This is a genomic window from Leifsonia sp. A12D58 (assembly GCF_047530025.1).
Taxonomy (GTDB): domain Bacteria; phylum Actinomycetota; class Actinomycetes; order Actinomycetales; family Microbacteriaceae; genus Cryobacterium.
The window spans coordinates 900,898-924,408 of the sequence record NZ_JBLJAT010000001.1; the positions used below are offsets into that span (position 1 = coordinate 900,898).

The window sequence follows — 23,511 nt, forward strand, 5'->3', positions numbered from 1 at the left end:
TCGACTGGCTTGATGTCGAGCGTGGGGCTGCGCGGCATGCGTCATGGGGATTTTTCTGCGCGCTGAGACGATGCACGGGTACTACAGCTATCTGGAGTCGCTCGACGGCAGCCCGGATGCCGACCTGCACGAGCTCAGTCACGGGGAGTCATTTCTCGAACTGCTCGATCGCAAGGCGAGCAAGCGTGGCTTCTACGTTCTCGACGAGCCGGAAGCCGCTCTATCGTTCACGTCGACTCTCAGCGTGGTGCGGGCGCTGTCGCTCCTGGCGGACAACGGCTCCCAGATCCTCTGTGCCACGCACTCACCCGTACTGGCCTCGCTGCCGGGAGCTCGCATCCTGGAACTCGGTGATTGGGGGATTCGAGAGTCTTCGTGGGAAGATCTGCAGATCGTTGGGGAGTGGCGTTCATTCCTTGTTGCACCCGAACGCTATCTGAATCGACTGCTGGAATGACGTTCGCCTGTCGCTGCGCAATGTTGTCTGTCGTACCAGCTAGGCTCAAATACAGCGACACCCACGAAGGAGGCTGACAGATGGCACGAATAGGCGAAAGCGCCGACCTGTTGAAATGCTCCTTCTGCGGGAAGAGCCAGAAGCAGGTGCAGCAGCTCATTGCCGGTCCCGGCGTGTACATCTGCGACGAGTGCGTCGAGTTGTGCAACGAGATCATCGAGGAGCGCCTCGCAGAAGCGGGCGAAGAAGAGGGCTCGAGCGAATTTGACCTGCCCAAGCCCAAAGAGATCTTTGGTTTCCTTGAGGAGTACGTCATCGGCCAGGAGGCCGCCAAGCGTGCACTCGCCGTTGCTGTCTACAACCACTACAAGCGTGTTCGTGCCCGCAGCACCCTCACCGCTGCCGAAGCGATGCACGACGATGTCGAGATCGCCAAGTCGAACATCCTGCTGATCGGCCCGACCGGCTGTGGCAAGACCTACCTCGCTCAGACTCTGGCCAAGCGCCTCAACGTACCGTTCGCCGTAGCGGATGCCACGGCCCTCACCGAGGCCGGGTATGTCGGTGAAGACGTCGAAAATATTCTTCTGAAGCTCATCCAGGCCGCTGACTATGACGTCAAGCGTGCCGAGACGGGCATCATCTATATCGACGAGATTGACAAGATCGCCCGCAAGGCGGAGAACCCGTCGATCACTCGCGATGTGTCTGGCGAGGGTGTGCAGCAGGCGCTGCTCAAGATCCTCGAAGGCACAGTCGCCTCGGTACCCCCGCAGGGCGGGCGCAAGCACCCGCACCAAGAATTCATCCAGATCGACACGACGAACGTACTGTTCATCGTTGCCGGTGCATTTGCCGGGCTCGAAGAGATCATCTCGTCACGTGCGGGCAAAAAGGGCATCGGCTTCGGTGCCCCGCTGCACAGCAAGGGCGACGACGAAAACCTGTTCAGCGAGGTTCTGCCTGAAGACCTGCACAAGTTCGGGCTGATCCCCGAATTCATCGGCCGGCTTCCGGTCGTGACGACTGTCACGCAGCTCGACCAGGTCGCGCTTATGCAGATTCTCACGGTGCCGAAGAACGCCCTGGTGCGCCAGTACCAGCGCATGTTCGAACTCGACGGTGTCGAGCTCGACTTCGAACAGCCGGCCCTTGAAGCAATTGCAGACCTGGCGGTGCTTCGTAAGACGGGCGCCAGAGGCCTGCGGGCGATCATGGAAGAAGTGCTCGGCCCGATCATGTTCGAGGTGCCGTCAAGCAGCGAGGTTGCCCGCGTCGTTGTGACCCGAGAAGCCGTGCTCGAGAATGCTGCCCCGACCATCGTGCTTCACGCCGAGCGTCGCGAAGAGAAGTCCGCATAACCCATCATTCAGCCGATCACCGCTGGCATCGTCGCCGCGATAACGGGTTTCGCCAGTTCGTTCGTTCTGGTCATCGCCGGGCTTCACGCTGTCGGAGCGAATGATGCCCAAGCGGCATCCGGGCTGTTGACGCTGTGCCTGCTTGTCGGAATCGTCTGCATCGCGCTGCCGCTGGTCTTCAGGATTCCGCTGTCCTTCGCGTGGTCGACGCCGGGTGCAGCATTGCTGGTTGCGGCCGGCGGCAGCACCAACAACTTCGGCGCTGCCGTCGGAGCATTTATGGTCTGCGGCGTGCTCATCGTGCTCAGCGGCCTCTGGCCGGCGCTTGGGCGTGCGATCACGAGCATCCCCAAGCCCCTCGCGAGTGCGATGCTCGCCGGCATCCTGTTTCCCATCTGCCTCGCCCCCGTGACGGCTGCCGTCGAGCAGCCGCTACTGGCCATTCCCGTCATCGTCGTGTGGCTGGTGCTGTTTCGGCTGGCGCCGAGGTGGGCAGTGCCCGCGGCAATGCTTGTCGCAGCGATCGGTATCGCCTTGACTGCAGGAACAGACTGGCTGAGCGCAAGCTCCTCACAGCCAGCTTTGGTCTTCACCGCTCCGGTCTTCGATCCGCTTGTCATCGTCAGCCTCGGTATCCCGCTGTTCATCGTGACGATGGCGGGCCAGAACGTTCCCGGTTTCGTGGTGATGTCGACCTTCGGGTACCGGGCTCCTCCGCGTGCGGTGCTGGTGAGCTCTGGCGTGGCAACAGCTGCCGGATCGGTCTTCGGCGCACACAGCATCAACCTGGCAGCGATCACGGCAGCGCTGATGGCGAGCCCGGAGGCGCATCCAGACAAGGACAAGCGCTGGATCGCGACAGTCTCGTCTGGCGTCGCCTACCTGCTGATCGGGCTGGGGGCCGGGTTTGCCGCTGCCCTCGTGTCTGCCTCCCCGCCGATCCTCATCACCGCCGTCGCTGGCCTTGCACTGCTCGGAGCGCTGGTGACCAGCGTGACGGGTGCGCTGGAAGACCCCGCACACCGCATCACTGCCATTGTCACGTTCCTGGTCACGGCATCCGGTGTGTCGATCATCGGCATTGGGTCGGCGTTCTGGGGTCTCGTCATCGGCGGCGTCCTCATGCTGTGGCTGGGTTGGAAACGCCCCGTACGCGCTTAGCCGACTTTCTGGCTGTAGCCTCGACTCATGCCTGACTTTCCAGACCCTGTTGACTCTCCCCAGCGCGACGAATACATGCATGGTCACCACGAGAGCGTGCTGCGTTCGCACGCCTGGCGCACCGTCGAGAATTCAGCGGCCTACCTGATCCCTGAGCTTGCCGCCGGTCTCGCCGTGCTTGACGTCGGGAGCGGTCCTGGAACGATCACAATCGACCTCGCGCGCAGGGTTGCGCCCGGATTCGTCACGGGTGTTGACGCCTCTGCCGATATCGTTCTGCAGGCGAGTGCCCTCGCGCACGACGAGGGCATCCACAATGTGAGCTTCCACGTCGGCGACGTCTATTCGCTGGATTTTGATGACAACACCTTCGACATCGTTCACGCGCACCAGGTGCTGCAGCACCTGGCCAACCCGGTAGCCGCGCTCAAAGAGATCAAGCGAGTGCTGAAGCCTGGCGGTCTGCTCGCCGCTCGCGACGTCGACTACGGCGGAGTCGTCTGGTACCCGGAGCTGCCCGGATTGGCATCCTGGATGAAGGTCTACCGCGAGGTCGCCTTCTGGAACGGGGGAACGCCGGATGCCGGTCGCGCCCTCAAGGCGTGGGCGCACCTGGCCGGATTCACCGGAGTGGTGAGCAGCGCATCGATGTGGTGCTTCGCATCAGACGCCGAACGTGAATGGTGGGGCGAGTCATGGGCAGCCAGGGCTACTGAATCGAGTTTCGCGGCCCACGCGATTGAATCGGGTTCTGCGACGCTGGCAGACCTACGCGAAATGTCTGCCGCGTGGCTGGGCTGGGCAGGTAACCCCGATGGCTGGATGGGCATGCCGCACGGAGAGATTCTCGCCCGCCTCGCCCTCTAATGCCTGGCGTGAATACGACTGGCGTGACTCTGACGGACCGTGTGAATGCCTGTCATTGATCGAGTGAACCACTGGGCTATGGTGAAGCCCGATGCGACGGCTGTCGTCGTCGGAACAGACTCTCTGACGTACGGCGAGCTTCAGACCCTGGCGACCGAGCGACTCCGTGGCACGGCGGGTGACACCCTGACCATGCTGTGCCAGCCGAACGGCACCGATGTGGCCGTCGGTTTCATGGCTGCTGTGGCGGGGACGGGGCGATGCGCAGTGCTTGATCCTCTTTGGCCAGGCGCGCAGCGTGACGAGATCGTTGATCGACTACGCCGCCTCGATGCTGCCGACCGCGATGCTGCCGAGCGCGATGCAGCCGATGGAGAGGCAGCCGATGGAGAGGCCATCGAGCGCGTGTTTGCTGACGGCCCCGGTGAGTCGGTATTCCTCTACGGACTGACCTCCGGGACCACATCGGTACCCAAGTGCTTCACCCGGACGCGAGCATCCTGGCAGCTCGCCTGCGCAGCCAGCACCGATTACTTCGGCGTGACTGAGCGGGAGCGCACCCTGGTTCCCGGCCCGCTCTCGGCCAGCCTGAGCCTGTATGCACTGACCGAGTCGTTATACGCCGGTGCGGCCATCCATGCCCTGTCTGTCTTCGATGTCGGAGCCGCTATCGACACCATCGTTCAGCACAGCATCACGCGGCTTGTCGCCGTGCCCGCTGCCCTGCGACTAATCGTCGAACGCGGTCAGGCTGCCGACGTCGACGGGAGTTCGATTAGCAGCGTTGTCAGTGCAGGTGCAGCGCTCGACGCCCGCACCCTCGCCGTTATCAGGCAGTGGATCCCCGGGGCAACCGTGTACCAGTACTACGGCGCTGCCGAGCTGAACTTTGTCTCCGCCGAGGTACTCGGAGATGTTGAGCGCGATGCCACAGCAGTCGGCGCTGCATTTCCCGGGGTGGAGATCAGCATCAGGGACAACGAAGGCAACGAGGTTTCCAGCGGCGTATCCGGTGAAATCTTCGTACGCAGCGCTTTGGTCAGCAATGGGTACAGCTGGGGCGACGATGGGCGCGCGTTCCGTCGCGAGGGGGACTGGTGCACCGTCGGTGACCTCGGCACTCTCGATGCCGATAGGATCCTGCACCACCTCGGACGTGGCTCAGACATGATCGTGACCTCGGGGCACAACGTCTACCCGCACGAGGTTGAAGCAACGATCTCGCGGATGCCAGGGGTCGATCAGGTGGTCGTGACGGGCACGCCTGACCCGCGCAGGGGCAGGCGTGTCGTTGCCGCGATCCTCGGCGACAACGACCTCTGCGCCGACGAGCTTCGCGGTGCTGTTGCCCAGAAACTTGCAGGGCCCAAGCGCCCGAGAACATACCTGCGACTGAAGGAGCTGCCCCTCACCCCTGCGGGTAAGGTCAGTCGTCGCTTGCTTGAACAGTGGATCGTTGAAGGAGACGCCCGTGTCAGACCCCTTGGCTGAGGACGGTTCCGGGATCGAGTCCCGCGTTGATCTCCGTAGAATTCCGGTGGTGATCCTTGGGCGTCGCACGGCCTTCGGACGCAAGAATGGATCATTGCGCAGCGTCCGTGCCGAACACCTTCTTGCCCCTGTGCTGCGCGCCCTGGTTGATGACTCGGGCATCCAGGCTGATGAGATCGACGACGTCATCATCGGTAACGCCGTCGGCGGTGGTGGCAACGTGGCGAGACTGGCTGCCCTCGACGGCGGCCTTCCGGTGAGCGTGCCAGGCCTGACCATTGACCGGCAGTGTGGGTCAGGGCTCGAAGCGATCGTGCTTGCCTGCCGACTGATAGCCGCAGGTGCCGGCAGCCTGTATCTGGCAGGCGGCGTCGACAGCTGCAGCACAGCGCCCCTCCGCGCCCATCGGCTCTCATCGACTCCTGAGCAGCCCGATTTCTATACGCGCGCCCAATTCTCACCGGACTCAATTGGAGACCCTGACATGGGTGTCGCTGCCGAGAACGTGGCTGCCCGGTATTTGATCGACCGAGATCGTCAGGATAGGTTCGCTGCGCAGAGCCATCGGCGGTCTCTCGCCGCACGGGCCGCGGGGGAGTTCGACACCGAAATCGTGCCCATCCAGACAGGCCAGGCGCTGGTCGAGACCGACGAAGGGCCGCGCGCCTCACTGGTTGAAGCAACACTCAGGCGTTTTCCCCCGGTGTTCGCGGCACACGGCACGGTCACCGCAGGCAATTCCTGCGCGGATGCCGACGGTGCGGTTGCCGTCATCGTGACGAGCCTGGCCAAGGCGAGGGAGGTCGGGTTCACCCGTTCGCTCCGCTTCGTTGACAGCGCTGCCGCTGGTGTCAACCCGCACTATCTGGGTGTCGCCGGTGCCGTGGCGACTGCCGAATTGCTCGAGCGCACGGAGATCACGGCGGGTGACCTGGCGCGAACCGAGTACACCGAAGCGTTCGCTGCGCAGGTGTTGGCCTCATGCGACCTGATGGGACTCGACGAGAACGACATCAACCTGCAGGGCGGAGCGCTGGCAGTCGGGCATCCGTTTGGAGCGTCGGGTGCCCTGCTCGTGCTGCGACTGCTGCAGCAGAGCGCTGCGACAGGAGCCGATGGTGACCTCGGGCTCGCCGCGCTCAGTATCGCCGGCGGCCTGGGAGTGTCGTCACTCTGGCAGTGGGGCGAAAGCTAGATAGCTTTCGTCCCACTGACGGAGTAGTTAATCGTTAGATCCAGTCGTCGTCATCGTCGTTATCGACGAGGACGGGCTGGGTGATGGTGGCGCTGTCATCCTTCTTGCTATAGCGGATGACGGTTCCATCGTCGAGTTCGATGACGGGACTGCCTTCCAGCCAGGTCAGCGTCCATCGCCAGGCCGATGTGTCAGTGTCGCCAGCGGCGAGCTCTTCTTCAACGGCATGCAGCGCGATTTCAACGACCTCGGGCAGGTCGGACGGCGCAGTGCCACCGAGCGGCCAACGGCTACCAAGTTGCATTGTTCCTAGACTTCCTGCTCGTAGGTGACCCATTCGGTGCGGGTCGCGATGTCGTCGTACAGGCGCTGGGCCGCTTCATTGTCTGCAGCCGTGAGCCACTGCACCTGGTGCAGGTGGTGCGCCTTGGCGTAGTCCTTCACGTAGGCCATCAGCTGGCGGCCGATGCCGTCGCTGCGGGAGCTCGGCACCACGTACAGGTCGTCAAGGAACAACGCCTGGTCAGCGCTCAGCGTGCGCGGGAACTCGCGGAAGTGAACGAATCCGACGAGTTCACCGTTCTCATCGACAGCAACTGCGCCGTCGAGATCGTGGTTCTTGTCGATGATCCAGCTCCAGACGCGGAGTGCCTTTTCATCGGTGAGCTCGCTCTCATAGAACTCGCTGTAGCCCTCGAAGAGTCCGAGCCAGGGGAAGAAGTCCTTGTCCCCAAGTGGACGTACGTGTACTGACATTCAGTTCTCCTCACTCTCTGACACTGTTTCAAGAACAATGTCAGTCACAGTCAGTTCATCCCCCTCAACAAATGTTAATTCGTTGATTCGACCAACTGCTCTGAGATCTTGAGCGGACTGGGCAAGCAAGCTCACCTCGTCCTGTGTACCGCTAATTACAGCAGAAACTACCGCAGACTTCTGAGAAGCTTTGGCATCAGTTTTTGCGCGTCGGATGCCCGTGAGTGCACGACTGGCCAGACCGAGCAGTGCAACGTTGCCCGTAGCGCCTGCTTCGAGGTCGGCGGCGCTGGGCCACGGCGCGGTGTGCACAGAGCCGTCATTCGACCATGACCACGCTTCTTCAGTGGCGAACGGCACGAACGGGGCGAACAAACGCAGCAGCGTCGACAGCGCGATACGGAGTGCGGCGACGGCCGAGGCCTGCGCGGCATCCTTCTCGCCGTACGCGCGCTCCTTGACCAGTTCAAGGTAGTCGTCGCAGAACGTCCAGAAGAAGCTCTCGGTGAGCTCAAGGGCGCGTGCGTGGTCGTACTTCTCAAACGCGGTGGTTGCCTGGGCAACGACCTCGCGCAGGTTGGCGAGCATGCTCGCGTCAACCGGCTCTGTGACCTGGGCGCTTGCGTCACCGTCGAAGGTGAGGATGAACTTCGACGCGTTCAGGATCTTGATCGCCAGACGGCGACCGATCTTGATCTGGGTCGGGTTCTGCGGGTCGAATGCGGCATCCGTGCCGAGGCGTGACGAGGCAGCCCAGTAGCGGACGGCGTCCGAGCCGTGCTGTTCAAGCATGCCGGCCGGCGTGACGACGTTGCCCTTGGACTTCGACATCTTCTTGCGGTCAGGGTCGACGATGAAGCCGGAGAGCGCCGCGTGCTTCCACGGGGCAACTCCGTGCTGCAGCTCTGAGCGCAGCATGGTGGAGAACAGCCAGGTGCGAATGATGTCCTGACCCTGAGGGCGCAGGGAGTACGGGAACACCAGGTTGAACAGCTCAGGGTCCCGCTCCCAGCCACCTGCAAGCTGCGGGGTGAGTGAGGAGGTAGCCCAGGTGTCCATGACGTCGACTTCGCCGACGAATCCGTTGGCGATTCCGCGCTGCGCCTCATCGAAGCCTGGTGCCGGCTCGCTTGACGGATCGACAGGCAGCATCTCGCGGGTGGCGAGGATCGGCTCGTCGAAGAGCGGGTTGCCGTCTGAATCGAGCGGGTACCAGACGGGCAGCGGTACGCCGAAGAAGCGCTGGCGAGACACGAGCCAGTCACCGGTGAGGCCGTTGACCCAGTTGTCGTAGCGCACCTTCATGAATTCGGGGTGCCACGCAAGTTCTGATCCGTGCTCGAGCAGGCGGGTGCGGAGCGCTTCGTCCTTGGCGCCGTTGCGGATGTACCACTGACGCGTTGAGACGATCTCGAGGGGCTTGTCGCCCTTTTCGAAGAACTTGACGGGGTGGACGATCGGCTTCGGCTCGCCGATCAGGTCGCCGCTGGCACGCAGCAGGTCGACCATTGTCTGCTTGGCGGAGAAGACAGTCTTGCCCACGAGCTGCTCGAAGGCGGCGGTGCCGGCCTCTGAGACGATGACCTCTGGCTTCTCAGCGATGATGCGGCCGTCGAAGCCGATGATCGCGCGGTTCGGCAGCGAAAGTTCACGCCACCAGACGACATCCGTCACGTCACCGAACGTGCAGATCATTGCGATTCCGCTGCCCTTGTCCTTCTGGGCGAGGTGATGAGCGAGGATCGGTACCTCGACGTCGAACAGCGGCGTGCGCACCGTGGTGCCGAACAGTGGTTTGAAGCGCTCGTCATCGGGGTGTGCAACGAGGGCGACACAGGCGGCGAGTAGCTCGGGACGGGTCGTCTCGATCTCGATGGTCTCGCCGTCAGGCTTGTGGAACGAGACGCGGTGGTACGCGGCAGGCTGGTCTTTGTCCTCAAGCTCGGCCTGGGCGACTGCGGTGCGGAACGTGACGTCCCAGAGGGTCGGCGCCATGGCCTGGTATGCCTCGCCGCGCTCGACGTTGCCGAGGAACGAGAGCTGCGAGGTGAACAGTGCCTCGTGGCCGATGGTGCGGTAGCTCTGCTTCCAGTCGACCGACAGGCCGAGTGTGCGCCAGAGCGCTTCGAACTGCTTCTCGTCCTCGGCGGTGAGGCGTTCGCACAGTTCGATGAAGTTACGGCGGCTGATCGGCTTCTGATCGGCGGCCTTGATGCTCTTGCCGTCTCCACCTTCGTATGGCGGAACGAATTCTCCGTCGTACGGCAGGGTCGGGTCGCAGCGCACACCGTAGTAGTTCTGCACGCGACGCTCAGTGGGCAGGCCGTTGTCGTCCCAGCCCATCGGGTAGAAGACCTTTTTGCCGTTCATGCGCTGGAAGCGGGCAACGACATCCGTGTGGGTGTACGAGAAGACGTGACCGATGTGCAGCGAGCCGGATGCCGTCGGCGGCGGCGTGTCGATCGAGTAGATCGACTCGCGCGTGGCGTTCTCACGGTCGAATCGGTAGGTGCCCTGGTCTTCCCAAACGGTTTCCCATTTGGTTTCCAACCCTTCGAGGGCGGGTTTTTCTGGGACGCGGTCGGCGGCGCTCATGATTCTCCGGTTCGTTATGTACGGCACCGTGTCGATGGTGAGGTGCCTCAAGTTTTCTCAGTCCAACTTACCGGTAGCGCGCAGTGTCGCGAAGTTGCCAGGCCAAGTGGCTAGCGCCGACGCCCGGAATTCCGCGGTGAGATCGGGGTGCTTGTCTGGACATCCGGGTGTTCAGACGGCAGCGCGTGCCGCTCACCTGCAGCCAAATGCCGCTGCTGCTTTGCCTCCCAGCTCTCAAGCAGCTGTCGTACAGACTCGAGCGCGGCCCACTCGACACACTCGGTGACCGGCTTGCCGCAGCTGCAGCGAAGCGGCTGATTCGGTTGCGGCTTGGCGTCACTCAGCTGGTGCTGGGTGCTGATGCGCCAGAGGGCAGCCATCGCTCGGTCGTAGCGCAGCAGGGCGGCATCGGTTTTGCGTTCGGCACTCTTGACCAGATCGGTTTCAAGGATCGCTCGAACCTCGGCCGACTGGGTCTGATCGAAATCGCGTGCAAGCACAGCACTGAACTGTGCAACCTGCTCCTTGGCTGCGTCAAGCTCGGCGATGAGCAACGCGATCGTCTGGTCGGCCGCCGCGGTCTGGGCAGCATGCTCGGCGAGAGCCCTTGCATACAAGTCGCTCCACAGTTGTACGTGGTCGGCGTCTCGGCGTTCAGCATGCGTGTTGCCGGTGTGGGCGACGCAGTGCGAGCAGACCACCTGATCGCTCGGGGAACTGAACACGAATTCCTGCGGGCTTCGGCAGCACCAGCACTGCACGGTGATCTTCTGGTGAAGCTGATACTGGTGGGCCACGAATACTCCTGGGTGACGGCGGGTGCGACGGCACGATTTTCACTGCGTGCTGACGCTGATCGTATCGGAGGGACGCCGTAGATTTCAGGTCGCCTCTTTTCAGGACAACCGGGGCACAGCGTCCAGAAGCTCACGCGTATACGGATGCTCGGGGTGAGCGAAGACCGTGCGGGTGTCGCCCTGCTCAACGATCCGGCCCGCCTGCATGACGGCGACGCTATCACTGACGTGCTGGATCACCCCGAGGTCATGCGAAATGAACAGCATGCTGAGCGACAACTCGCGCTGCAGGTCGGTGAGCACGTCGAGCACCTGGGCCTGAACTGTCACGTCGAGCGCCGAGACGGGTTCGTCGCAGACCAGGATGTCAGGACCGGATGCCAGTGCCCTGGCTATACTCACCCGCTGGCGTTGTCCACCGGAGAGCGTTGCGGGTCGGCGATCGAGCACCGTGCTTGCCAGTCCAACGCTGTCGAGCAGTCGACGCGCCTCCGCCAGCGTGTCAGACCGGCTGCGCAGGTTATGGTGCCGTCCGTCACCCCGCACAGCGTCGTGCAGGATGTCGCCGACCGACAGCCGTGGATCGAACGAGTCTTGCGGGTCCTGGTACACCACACCGATTCGTGCCCGGAGTGCTCGCTTGTCCCTCACCGATGCGGTACTGAACGGCCGGCCGAACAGGCGTACCTCACCGGCATCCGGTTCGGTCAATGCGAGGACGAGGCGAGCCGTCGTGGTCTTGCCTGAGCCCGACTCGCCGACAATGCCGAGCGTGCTGCCACGCTGCAGGCTGAACGAGATATCGTCGACGGCCGTTTGTCGGGTACCACCGCGCAGGACAAATGTCTTGGTGAGGCCAATGGCGTCAATGGCCGGTGAATGCTCATCGTCAGGGGGCAGCGTCGACTGCGTCGCGGTGCGGTCAGTCACGGGATGTGCTCGCGCACTCAGCCGGGTACCGCGCGGCTTGTCAACCGGAATGGCCGCGATCATGGCCTGGGTAACCGGATGCACGGGGGCCGTGAGTACCTCCGCCGTCTGGCCGATCTCCACGATTCGACCCTCGCTCATCACGGCAACGCGGTCGGCGATGCGTGCGACGACGGCCAGGTCATGGCTGACGAGCAGGACGGCGGTGCCGCGCTCCTTCAACGATTCCAGCAACTGCAGGATCTGCGCCTGTACCGTCACGTCAAGTGCCGTCGTCGGCTCATCCGCGATGAGGAGCGGCGCATCAAGGGCGATGGCGGACGCAATCAGGGCACGTTGGCGTTGGCCGCCGGAGAGTTCCCCCGACCGGTTCGCAAGCAACGACCGTGCATCCGTGCCCTGCAGCCCGACGCTAGCCGCGAGTTCTGCCACCCGAGTCTGGATACCGGCCCTGTCCAGTGACGTGTGCAGGCGCAGCGAGTCGGCGATCTCTCTGCTAATCGGACGCAGCGGGTCAAGAGAGCCGAGGGCGTCCTGCAGCACGAGCCCGACATCCGTTCCCCTTCTGGTGCGCCACGCACGTTCAGACAGCTCGAGGACTGACGACCCGCAAATCTGCAGCTCATCCGCCCGTACCCAGGCGCCTGCGCCGGCCAGTCCGAGCAGGCTTCGCGCTGTCACGCTTTTGCCAGAGCCTGATTCGCCTACTATCGCCAGGCACTCACCAGGCGCGATGCTGAACGACACCGAGTCGACGACAGCAGTGTGCGGGGCGAACCCGACGCTCAGGTTGCGTACCGAGACCACGGCGCTCGCCGCATCCCGGATTGGCGGAGCTGATGCCGGCAGGGGAGTAGTACGACTCATGCGTGTCGCATCCGTTTCTCGATGGCGCGGCCGAGCACTGTGGCCGTCACCGCTGTCAGCACGATGAACAGGCCAGGGAAGAAGCTCATCCACCAGCCCGTGGTGATGTAGGTGCGACCGGCAGAGAGCATTGCGCCCCACTCTGCGGCTGGCGGCTGAGCGCCAAGACCCAGGAATGACAGGGCAGATGCCCAGACGATGGCCTGGCCGATGCCCAGGGTGCCGAGCACGAACAGGGGAGCCAGAGTGTTGGGCAGGATGTGCCGACGCAGGATCTGCCCACGCGTGCGGCCGAGCGCGGTTGCGGCTTCCACGAACCCCGAGCCCCTGATCGAGATGAGCTGCGAGCGGATTATGCGTGCGTAGCCGGGGGCTGTCGACAGGCCGACAGCGATTGTCGCTGTCGCAGGCCCCGGTCCGAGGATCAGGATGAACAGCAGGGCCAGGAGCAATCCAGGAAATGCGAACATCACTTCGAGGAGTCGATTGACACCGAAGTCGACGGCCCTGCCTAGAGTTCCCGCGATTGTGCCGAGCACGACTCCGAGGCCGAGTCCGATCGCTGTGGCGACGAGTCCGATCAGCAGAGAGCTACCGGCGCCGTGGATGACTCGGGTGTAGATGTCCCGCCCGGATTCATCGGTACCGAACCAGTGGGCCACAGATGGCGAAGCGAACGCATCAACCGGATTGATGGCCAGGGGATCACCTGGCGCGAGAAGCGACGGCCAGATGCCGGCGACGACAATGAAGACCGCGAAGAGCACTGCGGTGATGTCGATGAATCCGATCCGGCGGGTTGCAGCGCTCTTCTGTACTCTGAACCGGCCAAGTCCTGCCTGTACTTCGAGTTCGCTCATGCGTTTCGCACCCGGGGATCGACGATGCGGCTGAGCGCATCGGTGGTTATGGTCATCAGGATGTAGGCGAGAGCAACAACGAGCACCACTCCGAGTACGACAGGGACGTCGCGTACCGTGACAGCGTTGAGCAGGGTGCGGCCAAGGCCCGGCCTGGCAAAGATCGTCTCGACGACCACAGCGCCACTGATGAGTGAACCGAACGCCCAGCCAGACAGGCTGATTGCAGGGAGGGCGGCATGCCGCAACACATGGCGCATCCGGATGCCGATGTCTCCCTCGCCCCGAGCCCTGGCCGAGACCACGAACGGTGCATCAAGGGCGGCGCTCATGGGTTCTCGCATCACCTGGCCGAGAAACCCGGCGAGCGGGATGGCCAGGGCGAGCATAGGCAGGATGAGGCCGATCGGCCCCGGCGTACTGATGGGCGGCAGCCAGCCGAGCCACGAACTGAACAGAACGATGAGGGCAGTCGCCAGCCAGAAGCTGGGCAGTGCTGCCGCGACGATTTCAATGCCGGACCCGATTGCCCAGGCGACGCGCCCCCCGCGCGTCGCCCAGACTACGAGCCCCACAGCGATCAGCCAGGCTACCGCCAGAGCACAGATCGCCAGGATTAGAGTTCCCCACAGCTGGGAAAGGATAAGTGGCGCGACATCCACCTTGAGCGCATACGAACGGCCCAGGTCGCCCGTGAGTAGCCGGCCCAGTTGAGCCAGATACTGCACGGGCAACGACTGATCGAGACCGTACTGGACGCGGACGGCGGCCAGTGCCTCTGGCGAGGTCTGCGATCCCGGCCCACCGAGAAGCGCCTCGGCGGGATCGCCAGGGATCAGCCGAACCGCGAAGAACGTCAGGGTCGCGACGGCCCAGAGCACGAAGACAGCGCCACCGATTCGCAGTAGGCACCACCGAGCGAGTTCTCTCACGCGTTAGTTCAACCACGCATCGTAGAAGGTGGGTGTCGATACTGTCGGCAGCGCCCTGACGCCCTCGACATTGGCACCAAGCAGGTAATGGTTCTGCTGGTCGTAGAGCGGCAGCACGTAGTAACCCTCGAGCAGCAGGTTCTGTGCATCCGTGTAGAGCGACGCACGCTCATCCGCTTCGGACGTCTGACTTGCTGCAGACAGGTAGCCATCGAGCGTCGGGTCATTCACCTGGGAGTGGTTGGCGAAGTAGCCGCTCGGCGCGGGAGTGATTCCATCTGAGTGGTAGAGGAAGCGCAGCACGTCAGGGCCGACCTTCGTATACGGGGCACTCACCGCGTCGTACGCATTGGAACCCAGGGCGGTGTACCAACTGGAGAGGTCCATCGGAGAGAGCGTCACATCGAAGCCTGTCTCCTTGGCCGTTGCCTGGATCTGTTCGAACACCGACTGTTCTGCGGGGATCGACTGGTTCGTGCTCACCGGGAAGACCACGCTCAGGCGCTTGCCGTCTTTGACGCGGTACCCATCGGCGTCCCTGGCCGTCCACCCTGCTGCATCGAGCAAGGTGTTTGCGGCATCAGGGTCGTAAGCAAACAGGTCGGGACGGGAGACGCCAAGGGGTTCGATGCTCGACAGTGCCGATGTCGAGCGGGCGGCGGTGCCGAAGAAGAGGCTTGAGACGGCGTCATCGACGTTCGCACTGCGCACAAAGGCTTCACGCACGTGTTCGTCGTTGAACGGCGCCTTGCCCGCGTTCAGCTCGATTCGGTTGGATGCTCCGGGCCGCGGGGCGTCGAGGTGCTGGATGTTCCCGCTCTTATCGGCCTGCACGATGGTGTCAGGCTGCGCATTGTCGATCACGTCGACCTCGCCGGCCTGCAGTGCGGCATACCGGGTGGCGGAGTCAGGAATGAACTTCCAGGTGATCTGGTCGAGGTAGGCGGAACCCGAGTGCTCGGCATCCGCTGGAGGGCTGGTGTACTCGTCATTGCGGGTGAGGGTGATCGAATCCTGCTTCACCCAGTCGGAGACGACGAAAGGGCCGGTGCCCACGGGGGAGAGGCAGTTCTCGTCGAGGGTCCTGGCCAGGGCTGTGGGTGATTCGATGGCGACCCATGGCTGTGACAACGATTCGAGCAGGGCGCTGTCTGGCGTGCTGAGGTGGATGCGGACGACCAGGGGAGAGACCGTCTCGGTGCTCGTTATCTTCTGCAGGCCGAGGTAGCCCGTCGACGACCCCGTTTCAGGATTCTGCACGTGAGCGATGTTCGCCTCGACTGCTGCGGCATCGAATGGAGTGCCGTCGGTGAAGGAAACCCCGTCACGCAGGGTGAAATCCCACGACAGGCCGTCGTCGCTGACCTGCCAGCTGTCGGCGAGCCACGGAATGATCGTGCCGCTGGCGTCGCGGGACACCAGGGACTCGAGATACTGCGTGCTCACCAGCGCTTGGGGGTAGTTGCCACCGACGTGGGGATCGAGACACGTCGGCTCGGCATCGCCTGATGCATAGGTGAGCGTGCCGCCAGGGGTGGGAGAGCCGTCGGATGCGCCAGGCGCCTGGCTCCCCGTGCATCCGGTGAGTGCAAGGCCAGCCAGGCTGGCCGTGGCGATGAGCAACAGGCTTGACTTCTTCATTCACGTCTCTTTCGCATGGCGAGGTCACCCGCCAACTGTGCAATTATTGGACTGAGTACATTAATCGTGCTCAATCTCTATCCTAGGGTCTGACGGAGGAAAACGTGATTCAGGCAGGTTCGGCCGGTGCAGGACGGCCACGCGGTTCATCGCGCGAAATGCTGCAGGAGGCGGCGGCAGAGTTGTTCCTGGAGCAGACATACGCGCGCACCAGCATCGACCAGATCACCCGTCGCGCCGGGGTGAGTCGCAATACGTTCTTCAACTACTTCACAGCCAAGAGCGACCTGCTCTGGGTCGAGGTCGACGCCAGCCTGGCCGAGCTTCCCACGGCGCTCGCCGCAATCGACGCCACAGTGCCGGTCGTGGATGCCGTCAAGCAGGCACTTCTCGAGGTTGCTGCAACGTTCGGCCCGTCGCGGGTACCGTGGGCGCTGACTCAATCCGACCTGATGGGAACGACTAATGACCTGGAGGCCTCTGCGCTGTCTCGACTTGCCGCCCAGGCCAGGCTGGTGACCGACATAGTTGCGCAGCGGACGGGCAGGGCGGGAGGCGATCTCATCTGTTCGAGCTTTGCCATGGCGGTGTTCGCCGCAGCGGGAGCCGGTGCCCTCAGCTGGGCAGCGGCTGGTGTCACGCGAGGCAATCTAGCGCAGTACGTCGACGACGCGGTGTCCCCGGTCTGTGCCGGATTCCGCCTGGAGTTGGGCTTCGGGTAGAATCGATGGCGAATGACGTCGATCCGGCTATCACCGGTGAGTCTTCGGAAGAACGAATCATCGCCTGTGCGGGGTGTTTCAAGTAGAACCGAACGGGTTCGGCCCGTCACAGCCGATGAATAAGCGGTCGCAGAATGTTTCGCACGTGTGGAACAGATGCGGCAAGCGAGGTGGTACCGCGGCGAATCCGACACGGATCGTTCGTCCTCGTGGAACAGGCCAGCATTTCCGTATTACGCCCGTCCAGGAGAAACATGACGTACCCCAAGGATTCAAGCTCAGCCTCCGCCACATCCGGTCAGGATGCACAGCAGGGCGTTGCAGCATCGCCGAACTTTCCGGCCATCGAGACCGAGGTCCTGCAGTTCTGGAAGGACGACGAGACCTTCCAGGCGTCGATCGACAACCGCGAGGGCGCCCCTGAGTGGGTCTTCTATGACGGGCCTCCCTTCGCCAACGGCCTGCCGCACTACGGTCACCTGCTGACCGGCTACGCCAAAGACCTGTTCCCGCGCTACCAAACGATGCGCGGCAAGCAGGTGCACCGACGCTTCGGCTGGGACACCCACGGACTGCCGGCAGAGCTCGAAGCAGAGCGTCAGCTGGGTATCACAGACAAGAGCGAGATCGAGAAGATGGGTCTCGCCGCCTTTAACGAGGTCGCCCGCGATTCAGTTCTCAAGTACACGCACGAATGGCAGGACTACGTCACCCGCCAGGCACGCTGGGTCGACTTCGAGAACGACTACAAGACGCTCGACATCACATTCATGGAATCGGTGATCTGGGCGTTCAAGCAGCTGCACACCAAGGGCCTCGCCTATGAGGGCTACCGGGTTCTCCCATACTGCTGGCGCGACCAAACCCCGCTGTCCAACCACGAACTGCGCATGGACGACGACGTCTACAAGATGCGTCAGGACCAGACGGTCACCGTGACCTTCCCTCTCGTCGGCACCAAGGCAGAGAGCCTCGGCCTGACAGCGGTGCGTGCACTGGCCTGGACGACCACCCCGTGGACCCTGCCGACCAACCTCGCGCTGGCCGTCGGCCCAGACATCCAGTACGCCGTACTGCCTGCAGGCCCGAACGGCACCCCGGATGCCACGGTGCTGCGCGAAGACAGCTCGAGCGTTCACCCCGGCGGAGCGACAGAAGTCCTCGGTGCCGAGTACATGCTGGCCATTGACCTGGTCGGCAACTACGCCAAAGACCTCGGCTACGACAGTGCCGAGGATGCCCTCGCTGCTGTCTCCCGCACGGTCACCGGATCCGACCTCGAGGGCGTCGAGTACGACCGCCTGTTCGACTACTACGCGGACACCGAGATCTGGGGCACTCAGAACGCCTGGCGCATCCTGGTCGCCGATTACGTCACGACGGCAGACGGTACAGGCATCGTGCACCAGGCGCCCGCATACGGTGAGGAAGACCAGAAGATCTGTGAGGCCGCCGGCATCCCGGTGATCATCTCGCTCGACGATGGCGGCAAGTTCCTCTCCGAGGTCACAGAGGTGGCCGGTCAGCTGTGGTCTGACGCCAACAAGCCGCTCACGCAGCTGCTCAAGGCTGAGGGACGTCTCATCCGCCAGGCCAGCTACGAGCACTCGTACCCGCACTGCTGGCGCTGCCGCAACCCCCTGATCTACAAGGCCGTGTCGAGCTGGTTCGTGCGCGTCACTGACTTCCGCGACCGTATGGTCGACCTCAACCAGGAGATCAACTGGGTTCCTGACAACGTCAAGGACGGCCAGTTCGGCAAGTGGGTGGCTAACGCCCGCGACTGGTCAATCAGCCGCAACCGCTACTGGGGTTCACCGATCCCGGTCTGGAAGAGCGACAACCCTGACTACCCGCGCGTTGACGTCTACGGTTCGCTCGACGAACTCGAAGCAGACTTCGGCGTGCGTCCGACCGACCTGCACCGTCCGTACATCGACGAACTGACGCGGCCGAACCCCGACGACCCGACCGGGCAGTCGACGATGCGCCGCATCACCGACGTGCTCGATGTCTGGTTCGATTCTGGTTCGATGCCATTCGCCCAGGCTCACTATCCGTTCGAGAACCGCGAGTGGTTCGACAGCCACAACCCGGCCGACTTCATCGTCGAGTACATCGGACAGACACGCGGCTGGTTCTACGTGCTGCACGTGCTCTCCACCGCACTGTTCGACCGTCCGGCGTATAAGAACGTCGTCAGCCACGGCATCGTGCTCGGCAACGACGGCCAGAAGATGTCGAAGTCGCTGCGCAACTATCCAGATGTCAACGAGGTCTTCGACCGCGACGGCTCTGATGCGATGCGCTGGTTCCTGATGAGTTCGCCTGTCCTCCGCGGTGGCAACCTCGTCGTGACAGAAGAGGGCATCCGCGAGGGTGTCCGGCAGGTCATGCTTCCGCTTTGGAGCACCTGGTACTTCTTCTCGCTCTACGCGAATGCGTCGGGTGAAAACGGCTATGAGGCCACCTGGCGCACCGATTCCACGGATGTGCTCGACCGCTACCTGCTTGCCAAGACCCGCGATCTGATCGAAGAGCTGACGCTCGACCTCGACAACCTTGACAGCACGTTGGCGGCCGGCAAACTGCGCGACTTCGCTGATGTGCTGACCAACTGGTACGTACGTCGGTCCCGCGACAGGTTCTGGGCAGGCGTCGCAGCTGACGGCACAGGTTCAGAAGCATTCGACACGCTCTACACGGTTCTCGAAACCGTCACCCGTCTTGCAGCCCCGTTGCTTCCGCTCATCTCTGAGCGCATCTGGCAGGGTCTGACCGGCGGACGCAGCGTGCACCTGACGGACTGGCCAGACGCGTCGGCGTTCCCGGCAGACGAGCGTCTTGTGAGCGCAATGGACCAGATCCGCGTGATCAGCTCCACCGTGCTCTCGCTGCGCAAGCAGGCCGGCCTCCGAGTGCGCCTTCCGCTGGCAGCGCTCACCGTCGTCGCAGCAGATCCGGATGCCCTGTCGGCCTTCGACGGTATCCTGCGCGATGAGCTCAACGTCAAGCGTGTCGAGTTCGCCCAGCTCGCCGATGACAGTGCGGCCTCGTACGGAATCACGTCGAAGCTGACCGTCAACGCCCGCGCAGCAGGCCCCCGTCTCGGCAAACGGGTCCAGCAGGTCATCAAGGCTGCCCGCAGCGGCGACTGGTCAGAAACCGACGGTGTCGTCACCGCCGGTGGGATCGAACTGGCAGCAGGTGAGTTCGAACTCGAACTCGCCGTCGACAACAGCTCAGAAGAGCGGGGCATCGCGTTGGCCTTGCTGCCCGGTGGCGGCTTTGTGCTGCTCGACACCAAAACCACCCCTGACCTTGAGGCCGAAGGCTTCGCCCGCGACATCATCCGTGCGGTTCAGGACACTCGCAAGTCGGCAGGATTCAATGTGAGCGATCGCATCCACCTGCACCTGGTCTTCGCCGACGAGGCGGATGTCGCGTCGTTCACGCAGGCCGTCGGCTCAGAAGGCGCCGTCGTGGATGTCGCAGCAGAGACACTCGCGACTGTACTGCGAGTGCACGAGCACGCACTCGACTCCCTGCCGTCCGAGTGGCTGTCGGCCGTCACAGGCGAAGTCGTCGAACACTTCGTGTCATACCCTGCCGGTCAATACGCAAACCGCGGCGGATTCCTCGTCGCAGTATCAAGAGAGACCCCGCTGATCAATGTCTAATTCATCCGACCTACCTGCAGACGCCTTCCGCGAGGCTGGTGACGCCGTGTACCAGGCGCTCCTCTCCCGTGTCGGCGAGGGTTCGCCCCAGCCGCGCCTCGAACCGACGAGGCGTGTCCTCGATCTGCTCGGCGACCCGCAGACGGCCTACCCGATCATCCACATCACCGGCACGAACGGTAAGACCAGCACGAGCCGGATCGCAGAGAGCATCCTGCGCGCGTACGGTCTGCGCACCGGTGTGCTCACCAGCCCGCACCTCGTCCGCTTGAACGAGCGCATTATGATCGATGGCCAGCCCATCAGTGACGAAGCGCTTGCCGAGAACTGGGCAGACATCATGCCGTACATCGGCATGGTCGACGCGGAGCTGGCCGAGGCTGGCGAAGAGACTCTGACATTCTTCGAGGCGCTGACCGTGCTGGCGTATGCCAGCTTCGCTGATGCGCCCGTCGACGTTGCAGTCATCGAAGTCGGTATGGGAGGGGAGTGGGACTCCACGAACGTGGCCGATGGCCAGGTCGCCGTCTTCACCCCGATCGCCCTCGACCACACAGCGCGCCTCGGAAACACCATCGCCGAGATCGCCAGGACCAAGTCGGGCATCATCAAGCCGGCGGCGTCAGTTGTCAGTGCAGCCCAGACGCCCGAAGCACGCACCGAACTCGAGCGTGCCGTCGAGCTGACCGAGGCCACCCTGGCCACGGAGGGCGACGGATTCGCACTGATCTCCAGCCAGGTCGCCGTCGGCGGACAGCTGATCTCGGTGCGTGGCCTCGCCGGAACGTACTCTGATGTCTTCTTGCCGTTGTACGGAACCCACCAGGCTCAGAACGCCGCTGTGGCCATCGCCGCTGTCGAATCGTTCCTCGGCGGTGGCAGCCAGCCGCTCTCCGACGAACTGGTGATTGAAGGGCTGGGCGGTGCAACGTCTCCCGGCCGTCTGCAGCTCGTCGGCATCGAGCCGAGCGTCTTTGTTGACGCTGCGCACAACCCGCACGGAGCAGCAGCACTGGCCGCAGCTCTCGGCACCTACTTCAACTTCGAAGAGATCGCTTTCGTCATCGGTGTCCTTGCCGACAAGGACTCCAGCGGAATCGCGTCTGCCCTGGCGCCGATCCCGGGTGCGTTCTTCGTGACGCAGTCGCAGTCAGACCGTTCGATCGCGGCTGATGAGTTGGCAGACACCATCGCCAGCCAGGTCGGCGATGAGCGGGTCTACCGCTTCGACGACCTGGTCGGTGCAGCGGATGCCGCGCGCACCTGGGCGAGCGAATCGCCCAAGCGCGCAGTCGTGATCACCGGATCAATCACCGTCGTGGGTGAAGCGCTTGCCCTCTCCGAAGCAGGGGAATGGATGACGCCGTGAGCGCCAGAGCAAACAAGACACCCAGGCCACGTCGCGCGCCGGCGGCTCCCTCTGTGAAGCGTTCACTCGCCTCGATCGTGCTCGGCTTCGAGCTCATCGTGGTGTTCCTGGCAGCACTCGTGCTGTTCGGACTCAAGTCATTGCCGCCCGCAGTCGCGCTCGGCGGTGGTGCGGTGCTCTGCCTGGTGATGGTCGCGACCCTCGCGATGCTCCGTCACCCGTGGGCATACGGTGTCGGATGGGCCATCCAGGTTGTCGTCATCGTCTGCGGATTCTTCAACCCCGCTTTGTTTATCGTTGGTGCAATATTCGCCGCCATGTGGACCTACTGCATGATTAACGGCGACAGAATTGATCGTCAGAAGGAGATCGCATGAGTACAGACATCGAAGAGACACTGGTCCTGGTTAAGCCGGATGGCGTTGCCCGCAACCTGACCGGAGAAATCCTGCGTCGGATCGAAGCCAAGGGTTACTCCCTCGTCGACATCAAGTTCCTGCAGGCTGACCGCTCGCTGCTGGCGAAGCATTACGAGGAGCACGAGGGCAAGCCGTTCTACGAGCCCCTCGTCGAGTTCATGGAGAGCGGCCCGATCGTCGCCATCCGTATCGCAGGCAACAGCGTCATCGAGGGCTTCCGCTCGCTGGCCGGCACCACAGACCCGACGACTGCCTCTCCCGGCACCATCCGGGGCGACCTGGGCCGCGACTGGGGCCTCAAGGTTCAGCAGAACCTCGTGCACGGCTCCGATTCCCCCGAATCCGCCGCCCGCGAACTCGGACTCTGGTTCAAGTAGGCCCCGAACCTCAGCGGGCACGAGGCCCGTACGCGAAACGCGCGGCTGCTGTCATCATTCGGTGACAGCAGCCGCGCGTTTTGTCGTGGTCGTGGCTTCGGTCGTGTGGTCGTACACCGCCGTACTTCGCGGGGCAGCGCACCACATCGCTGGGCAACGCAGGCATCACTCGCGGAACTGAGCGAGCTAGAGGCGGTGCAGCACATCCATCTGCACTTGTGCCAGAACCGCGACGACGATGTAGCAGGCCACGGAGATAAGGACTATCCAGGAATACCAGCCGGCTGCCAGCCGCCTGACAGATTCCTTTGCCGGAATATTGCCGGACTTCAGGTTGTATAGGGTCACGGCGAAGAACAGCGGGATGACAACAACCCAGGTCACCATGCACCAGGGGCACAAGATGTCGAGCACGTAAATGCTCTGTGAGATGAGCCAGATAACGAAGGCCATCGCACCGATCACGCCGACGTTCAGTCCCAGCCAGAACCAACGGGCGAATCGCGCTCCGGCCAGGATTGCCATGCCGATCGTGATGACGACGCTCCACGCCGCAATACCGATCAGTGGGTTGGGGAAGCCGAACAGCGAGCCCTGCCATGAATTCAAGTTGGTGCCACAGCCGATCAGCACGCTGAAGTTGCATGAGAGCTGCGCATCGGCATCCTGAAGCAGGTGGATCTTGTCGATGGTGAGCGCGAACGCTGCGGCGAAACCGATGGCGCCAGCAATAATGAGGAAAATTGCCAGCCCCTTGGGGGCGGTTCGGGGTTCTGTCTCAGACACCTTCGGATTATGACACGCGGCTGCACCACGTTCCTGCCGAATGCATGCGATAATTAAGAAAGTCATCTGAGCCGCGCTCAGAAAGACGCCACAGAAGGCTTAATGGGTGAAATCGCCCAGATTCATTGGTCCCACGACCAAAGGTATTAGCAACCAGAGCCAAGAGCCGGTTGCATCATTGAAGGATTCGTGAGGAAACGCCCAGGCGCTACCTCACACGAGAGAGTAACCGGATGGATGGCGCGGCC

The 23,511-nt window shown here is 63.2% G+C and carries 20 protein-coding genes; 11 read left to right on the forward strand and 9 right to left on the reverse strand.

The features are described 5' to 3' along the window. Positions 1–43 precede the first annotated feature (43 nt). The 6 genes from ACMT3I_RS04405 (at position 44) to ACMT3I_RS04430 (ending at position 6,532) form a co-directional block, all read left to right on the forward strand. Positions 44–457, forward strand: a complete 414-nt coding sequence (locus tag ACMT3I_RS04405; RefSeq protein ID WP_414803216.1) for an AAA family ATPase — start codon at positions 44–46, stop codon at positions 455–457. A gap of 80 nt (positions 458–537) precedes the next feature. After that, positions 538–1,818, forward strand: a complete 1,281-nt coding sequence (clpX, locus tag ACMT3I_RS04410) for an ATP-dependent Clp protease ATP-binding subunit ClpX (protein WP_414803217.1) — start codon at positions 538–540, stop codon at positions 1,816–1,818. Positions 1,819–1,890: 72 nt separating this feature from the next. Then, positions 1,891–2,979: a benzoate/H(+) symporter BenE family transporter gene (locus ACMT3I_RS04415; protein ID WP_414803528.1), complete on the forward strand. Its 1,089-nt coding sequence runs from the start codon at positions 1,891–1,893 to the stop codon at positions 2,977–2,979. Positions 2,980–3,006: 27 nt separating this feature from the next. Beyond that, positions 3,007–3,846, forward strand: a complete 840-nt coding sequence (locus ACMT3I_RS04420; protein ID WP_414803218.1) for a methyltransferase domain-containing protein — start codon at positions 3,007–3,009, stop codon at positions 3,844–3,846. Between the two features lie 63 nt (positions 3,847–3,909). Then, positions 3,910–5,337: a class I adenylate-forming enzyme family protein gene (locus ACMT3I_RS04425; protein ID WP_414803219.1), complete on the forward strand. Its 1,428-nt coding sequence runs from the start codon at positions 3,910–3,912 to the stop codon at positions 5,335–5,337. Then, complete coding sequence (locus ACMT3I_RS04430; RefSeq protein ID WP_414803220.1) at positions 5,318–6,532, forward strand: thiolase family protein; 1,215 nt, start codon at positions 5,318–5,320, stop codon at positions 6,530–6,532. The genes ACMT3I_RS04425 and ACMT3I_RS04430 overlap by 20 nt, the downstream gene beginning before the upstream one ends. A 34-nt stretch (positions 6,533–6,566) precedes the next feature. Here the strand turns inward: ACMT3I_RS04430 and ACMT3I_RS04435 are convergent, their stop codons facing one another. The 8 genes from ACMT3I_RS04435 to ACMT3I_RS04470 form a co-directional block, all read right to left on the reverse strand. Next, on the reverse strand, positions 6,567–6,836 hold the full coding sequence (locus tag ACMT3I_RS04435) for a hypothetical protein (RefSeq protein ID WP_414803221.1): 270 nt from the start codon (positions 6,834–6,836) through the stop codon (positions 6,567–6,569). A 5-nt stretch (positions 6,837–6,841) separates the two neighbouring features. After that, on the reverse strand, positions 6,842–7,288 hold the full coding sequence (locus tag ACMT3I_RS04440) for an N-acetyltransferase family protein (protein ID WP_414803222.1): 447 nt from the start codon (positions 7,286–7,288) through the stop codon (positions 6,842–6,844). Beyond that, positions 7,289–9,883, reverse strand: a complete 2,595-nt coding sequence (valS, locus tag ACMT3I_RS04445) for a valine--tRNA ligase (protein WP_414803223.1) — start codon at positions 9,881–9,883, stop codon at positions 7,289–7,291. 110 nt (positions 9,884–9,993) lie between these two features. Continuing rightward, positions 9,994–10,680: a hypothetical protein gene (locus tag ACMT3I_RS04450; RefSeq protein ID WP_414803224.1), complete on the reverse strand. Its 687-nt coding sequence runs from the start codon at positions 10,678–10,680 to the stop codon at positions 9,994–9,996. 99 nt (positions 10,681–10,779) lie between these two features. Beyond that, positions 10,780–12,477 carry a dipeptide ABC transporter ATP-binding protein gene (locus ACMT3I_RS04455; RefSeq protein WP_414803225.1) on the reverse strand — a complete coding sequence of 566 codons (1,698 nt, stop codon included), beginning with the start codon at positions 12,475–12,477 and terminating at the stop codon, positions 10,780–10,782. Continuing rightward, a complete protein-coding gene (locus tag ACMT3I_RS04460) occupies positions 12,474–13,337 on the reverse strand; it encodes an ABC transporter permease (RefSeq protein WP_414803226.1) in 864 nt (287 codons plus the stop codon). Before ACMT3I_RS04460 ends, ACMT3I_RS04455 begins: the two co-directional genes overlap by 4 nt. Further along, a complete protein-coding gene (locus tag ACMT3I_RS04465) occupies positions 13,334–14,269 on the reverse strand; it encodes an ABC transporter permease (protein ID WP_414803227.1) in 936 nt (311 codons plus the stop codon). Before ACMT3I_RS04465 ends, ACMT3I_RS04460 begins: the two co-directional genes overlap by 4 nt. A 3-nt stretch (positions 14,270–14,272) precedes the next feature. Further along, on the reverse strand, positions 14,273–15,910 hold the full coding sequence (locus tag ACMT3I_RS04470) for an ABC transporter substrate-binding protein (RefSeq protein ID WP_414803228.1): 1,638 nt from the start codon (positions 15,908–15,910) through the stop codon (positions 14,273–14,275). Positions 15,911–16,014: 104 nt separating this feature from the next. Here ACMT3I_RS04470 and ACMT3I_RS04475 point away from each other — a divergent pair, with 104 nt between their 5' ends. The 5 genes from ACMT3I_RS04475 (at position 16,015) to ndk (ending at position 22,477) form a co-directional block, all read left to right on the forward strand. Further along, positions 16,015–16,632, forward strand: coding sequence for a TetR/AcrR family transcriptional regulator (locus tag ACMT3I_RS04475; RefSeq protein WP_414803229.1), 618 nt, complete (start codon positions 16,015–16,017; stop codon positions 16,630–16,632). A 254-nt stretch (positions 16,633–16,886) separates the two neighbouring features. After that, positions 16,887–20,312, forward strand: coding sequence for an isoleucine--tRNA ligase (gene ileS, locus ACMT3I_RS04480; RefSeq protein ID WP_414803230.1), 3,426 nt, complete (start codon positions 16,887–16,889; stop codon positions 20,310–20,312). Next, positions 20,305–21,681, forward strand: a complete 1,377-nt coding sequence (locus ACMT3I_RS04485; RefSeq protein ID WP_414803231.1) for a bifunctional folylpolyglutamate synthase/dihydrofolate synthase — start codon at positions 20,305–20,307, stop codon at positions 21,679–21,681. Before ileS ends, ACMT3I_RS04485 begins: the two co-directional genes overlap by 8 nt. Further along, a complete protein-coding gene (locus tag ACMT3I_RS04490; RefSeq protein ID WP_414803232.1) occupies positions 21,678–22,058 on the forward strand; it encodes a DUF4233 domain-containing protein in 381 nt (126 codons plus the stop codon). Before ACMT3I_RS04485 ends, ACMT3I_RS04490 begins: the two co-directional genes overlap by 4 nt. Further along, the gene (gene ndk, locus ACMT3I_RS04495; protein ID WP_414803233.1) at positions 22,055–22,477 is read left to right on the forward strand and encodes a nucleoside-diphosphate kinase; all 423 of its coding nucleotides are present in this window, start codon (positions 22,055–22,057) and stop codon (positions 22,475–22,477) included. The genes ACMT3I_RS04490 and ndk overlap by 4 nt, the downstream gene beginning before the upstream one ends. A 186-nt stretch (positions 22,478–22,663) precedes the next feature. On the opposite strand, the gene ACMT3I_RS04500 is transcribed toward ndk, so the two are convergent. After that, positions 22,664–23,263: a vitamin K epoxide reductase family protein gene (locus ACMT3I_RS04500; protein WP_414803234.1), complete on the reverse strand. Its 600-nt coding sequence runs from the start codon at positions 23,261–23,263 to the stop codon at positions 22,664–22,666. Between the last annotated feature and the right edge of the window lie 248 nt (positions 23,264–23,511).

Bases quoted from the DNA above. Each gene is read 5' to 3' on its own strand.
- ileS (WP_414803230.1), top strand. From the start codon at position 16,887: ATGACGTACCCCAAGGATTCAAGCTCAGCCTCCGCCACATCCGGTCAG.
- ACMT3I_RS04485 (WP_414803231.1), top strand. From the start codon at position 20,305: ATGTCTAATTCATCCGACCTACCTGCAGACGCCTTCCGCGAGGCTGGT.
- ACMT3I_RS04455 (WP_414803225.1), bottom strand. From the start codon at position 12,477: ATGAGTCGTACTACTCCCCTGCCGGCATCAGCTCCGCCAATCCGGGAT.
- ACMT3I_RS04470 (WP_414803228.1), bottom strand. From the start codon at position 15,910: ATGAAGAAGTCAAGCCTGTTGCTCATCGCCACGGCCAGCCTGGCTGGC.
- ndk (WP_414803233.1), top strand. From the start codon at position 22,055: ATGAGTACAGACATCGAAGAGACACTGGTCCTGGTTAAGCCGGATGGC.
- clpX (WP_414803217.1), top strand. From the start codon at position 538: ATGGCACGAATAGGCGAAAGCGCCGACCTGTTGAAATGCTCCTTCTGC.
- ACMT3I_RS04405 (WP_414803216.1), top strand. From the start codon at position 44: ATGGGGATTTTTCTGCGCGCTGAGACGATGCACGGGTACTACAGCTAT.
- valS (WP_414803223.1), bottom strand. From the start codon at position 9,883: ATGAGCGCCGCCGACCGCGTCCCAGAAAAACCCGCCCTCGAAGGGTTG.
- ACMT3I_RS04420 (WP_414803218.1), top strand. From the start codon at position 3,007: ATGCCTGACTTTCCAGACCCTGTTGACTCTCCCCAGCGCGACGAATAC.
- ACMT3I_RS04435 (WP_414803221.1), bottom strand. From the start codon at position 6,836: ATGCAACTTGGTAGCCGTTGGCCGCTCGGTGGCACTGCGCCGTCCGAC.
- ACMT3I_RS04460 (WP_414803226.1), bottom strand. From the start codon at position 13,337: ATGAGCGAACTCGAAGTACAGGCAGGACTTGGCCGGTTCAGAGTACAG.
- ACMT3I_RS04440 (WP_414803222.1), bottom strand. From the start codon at position 7,288: ATGTCAGTACACGTACGTCCACTTGGGGACAAGGACTTCTTCCCCTGG.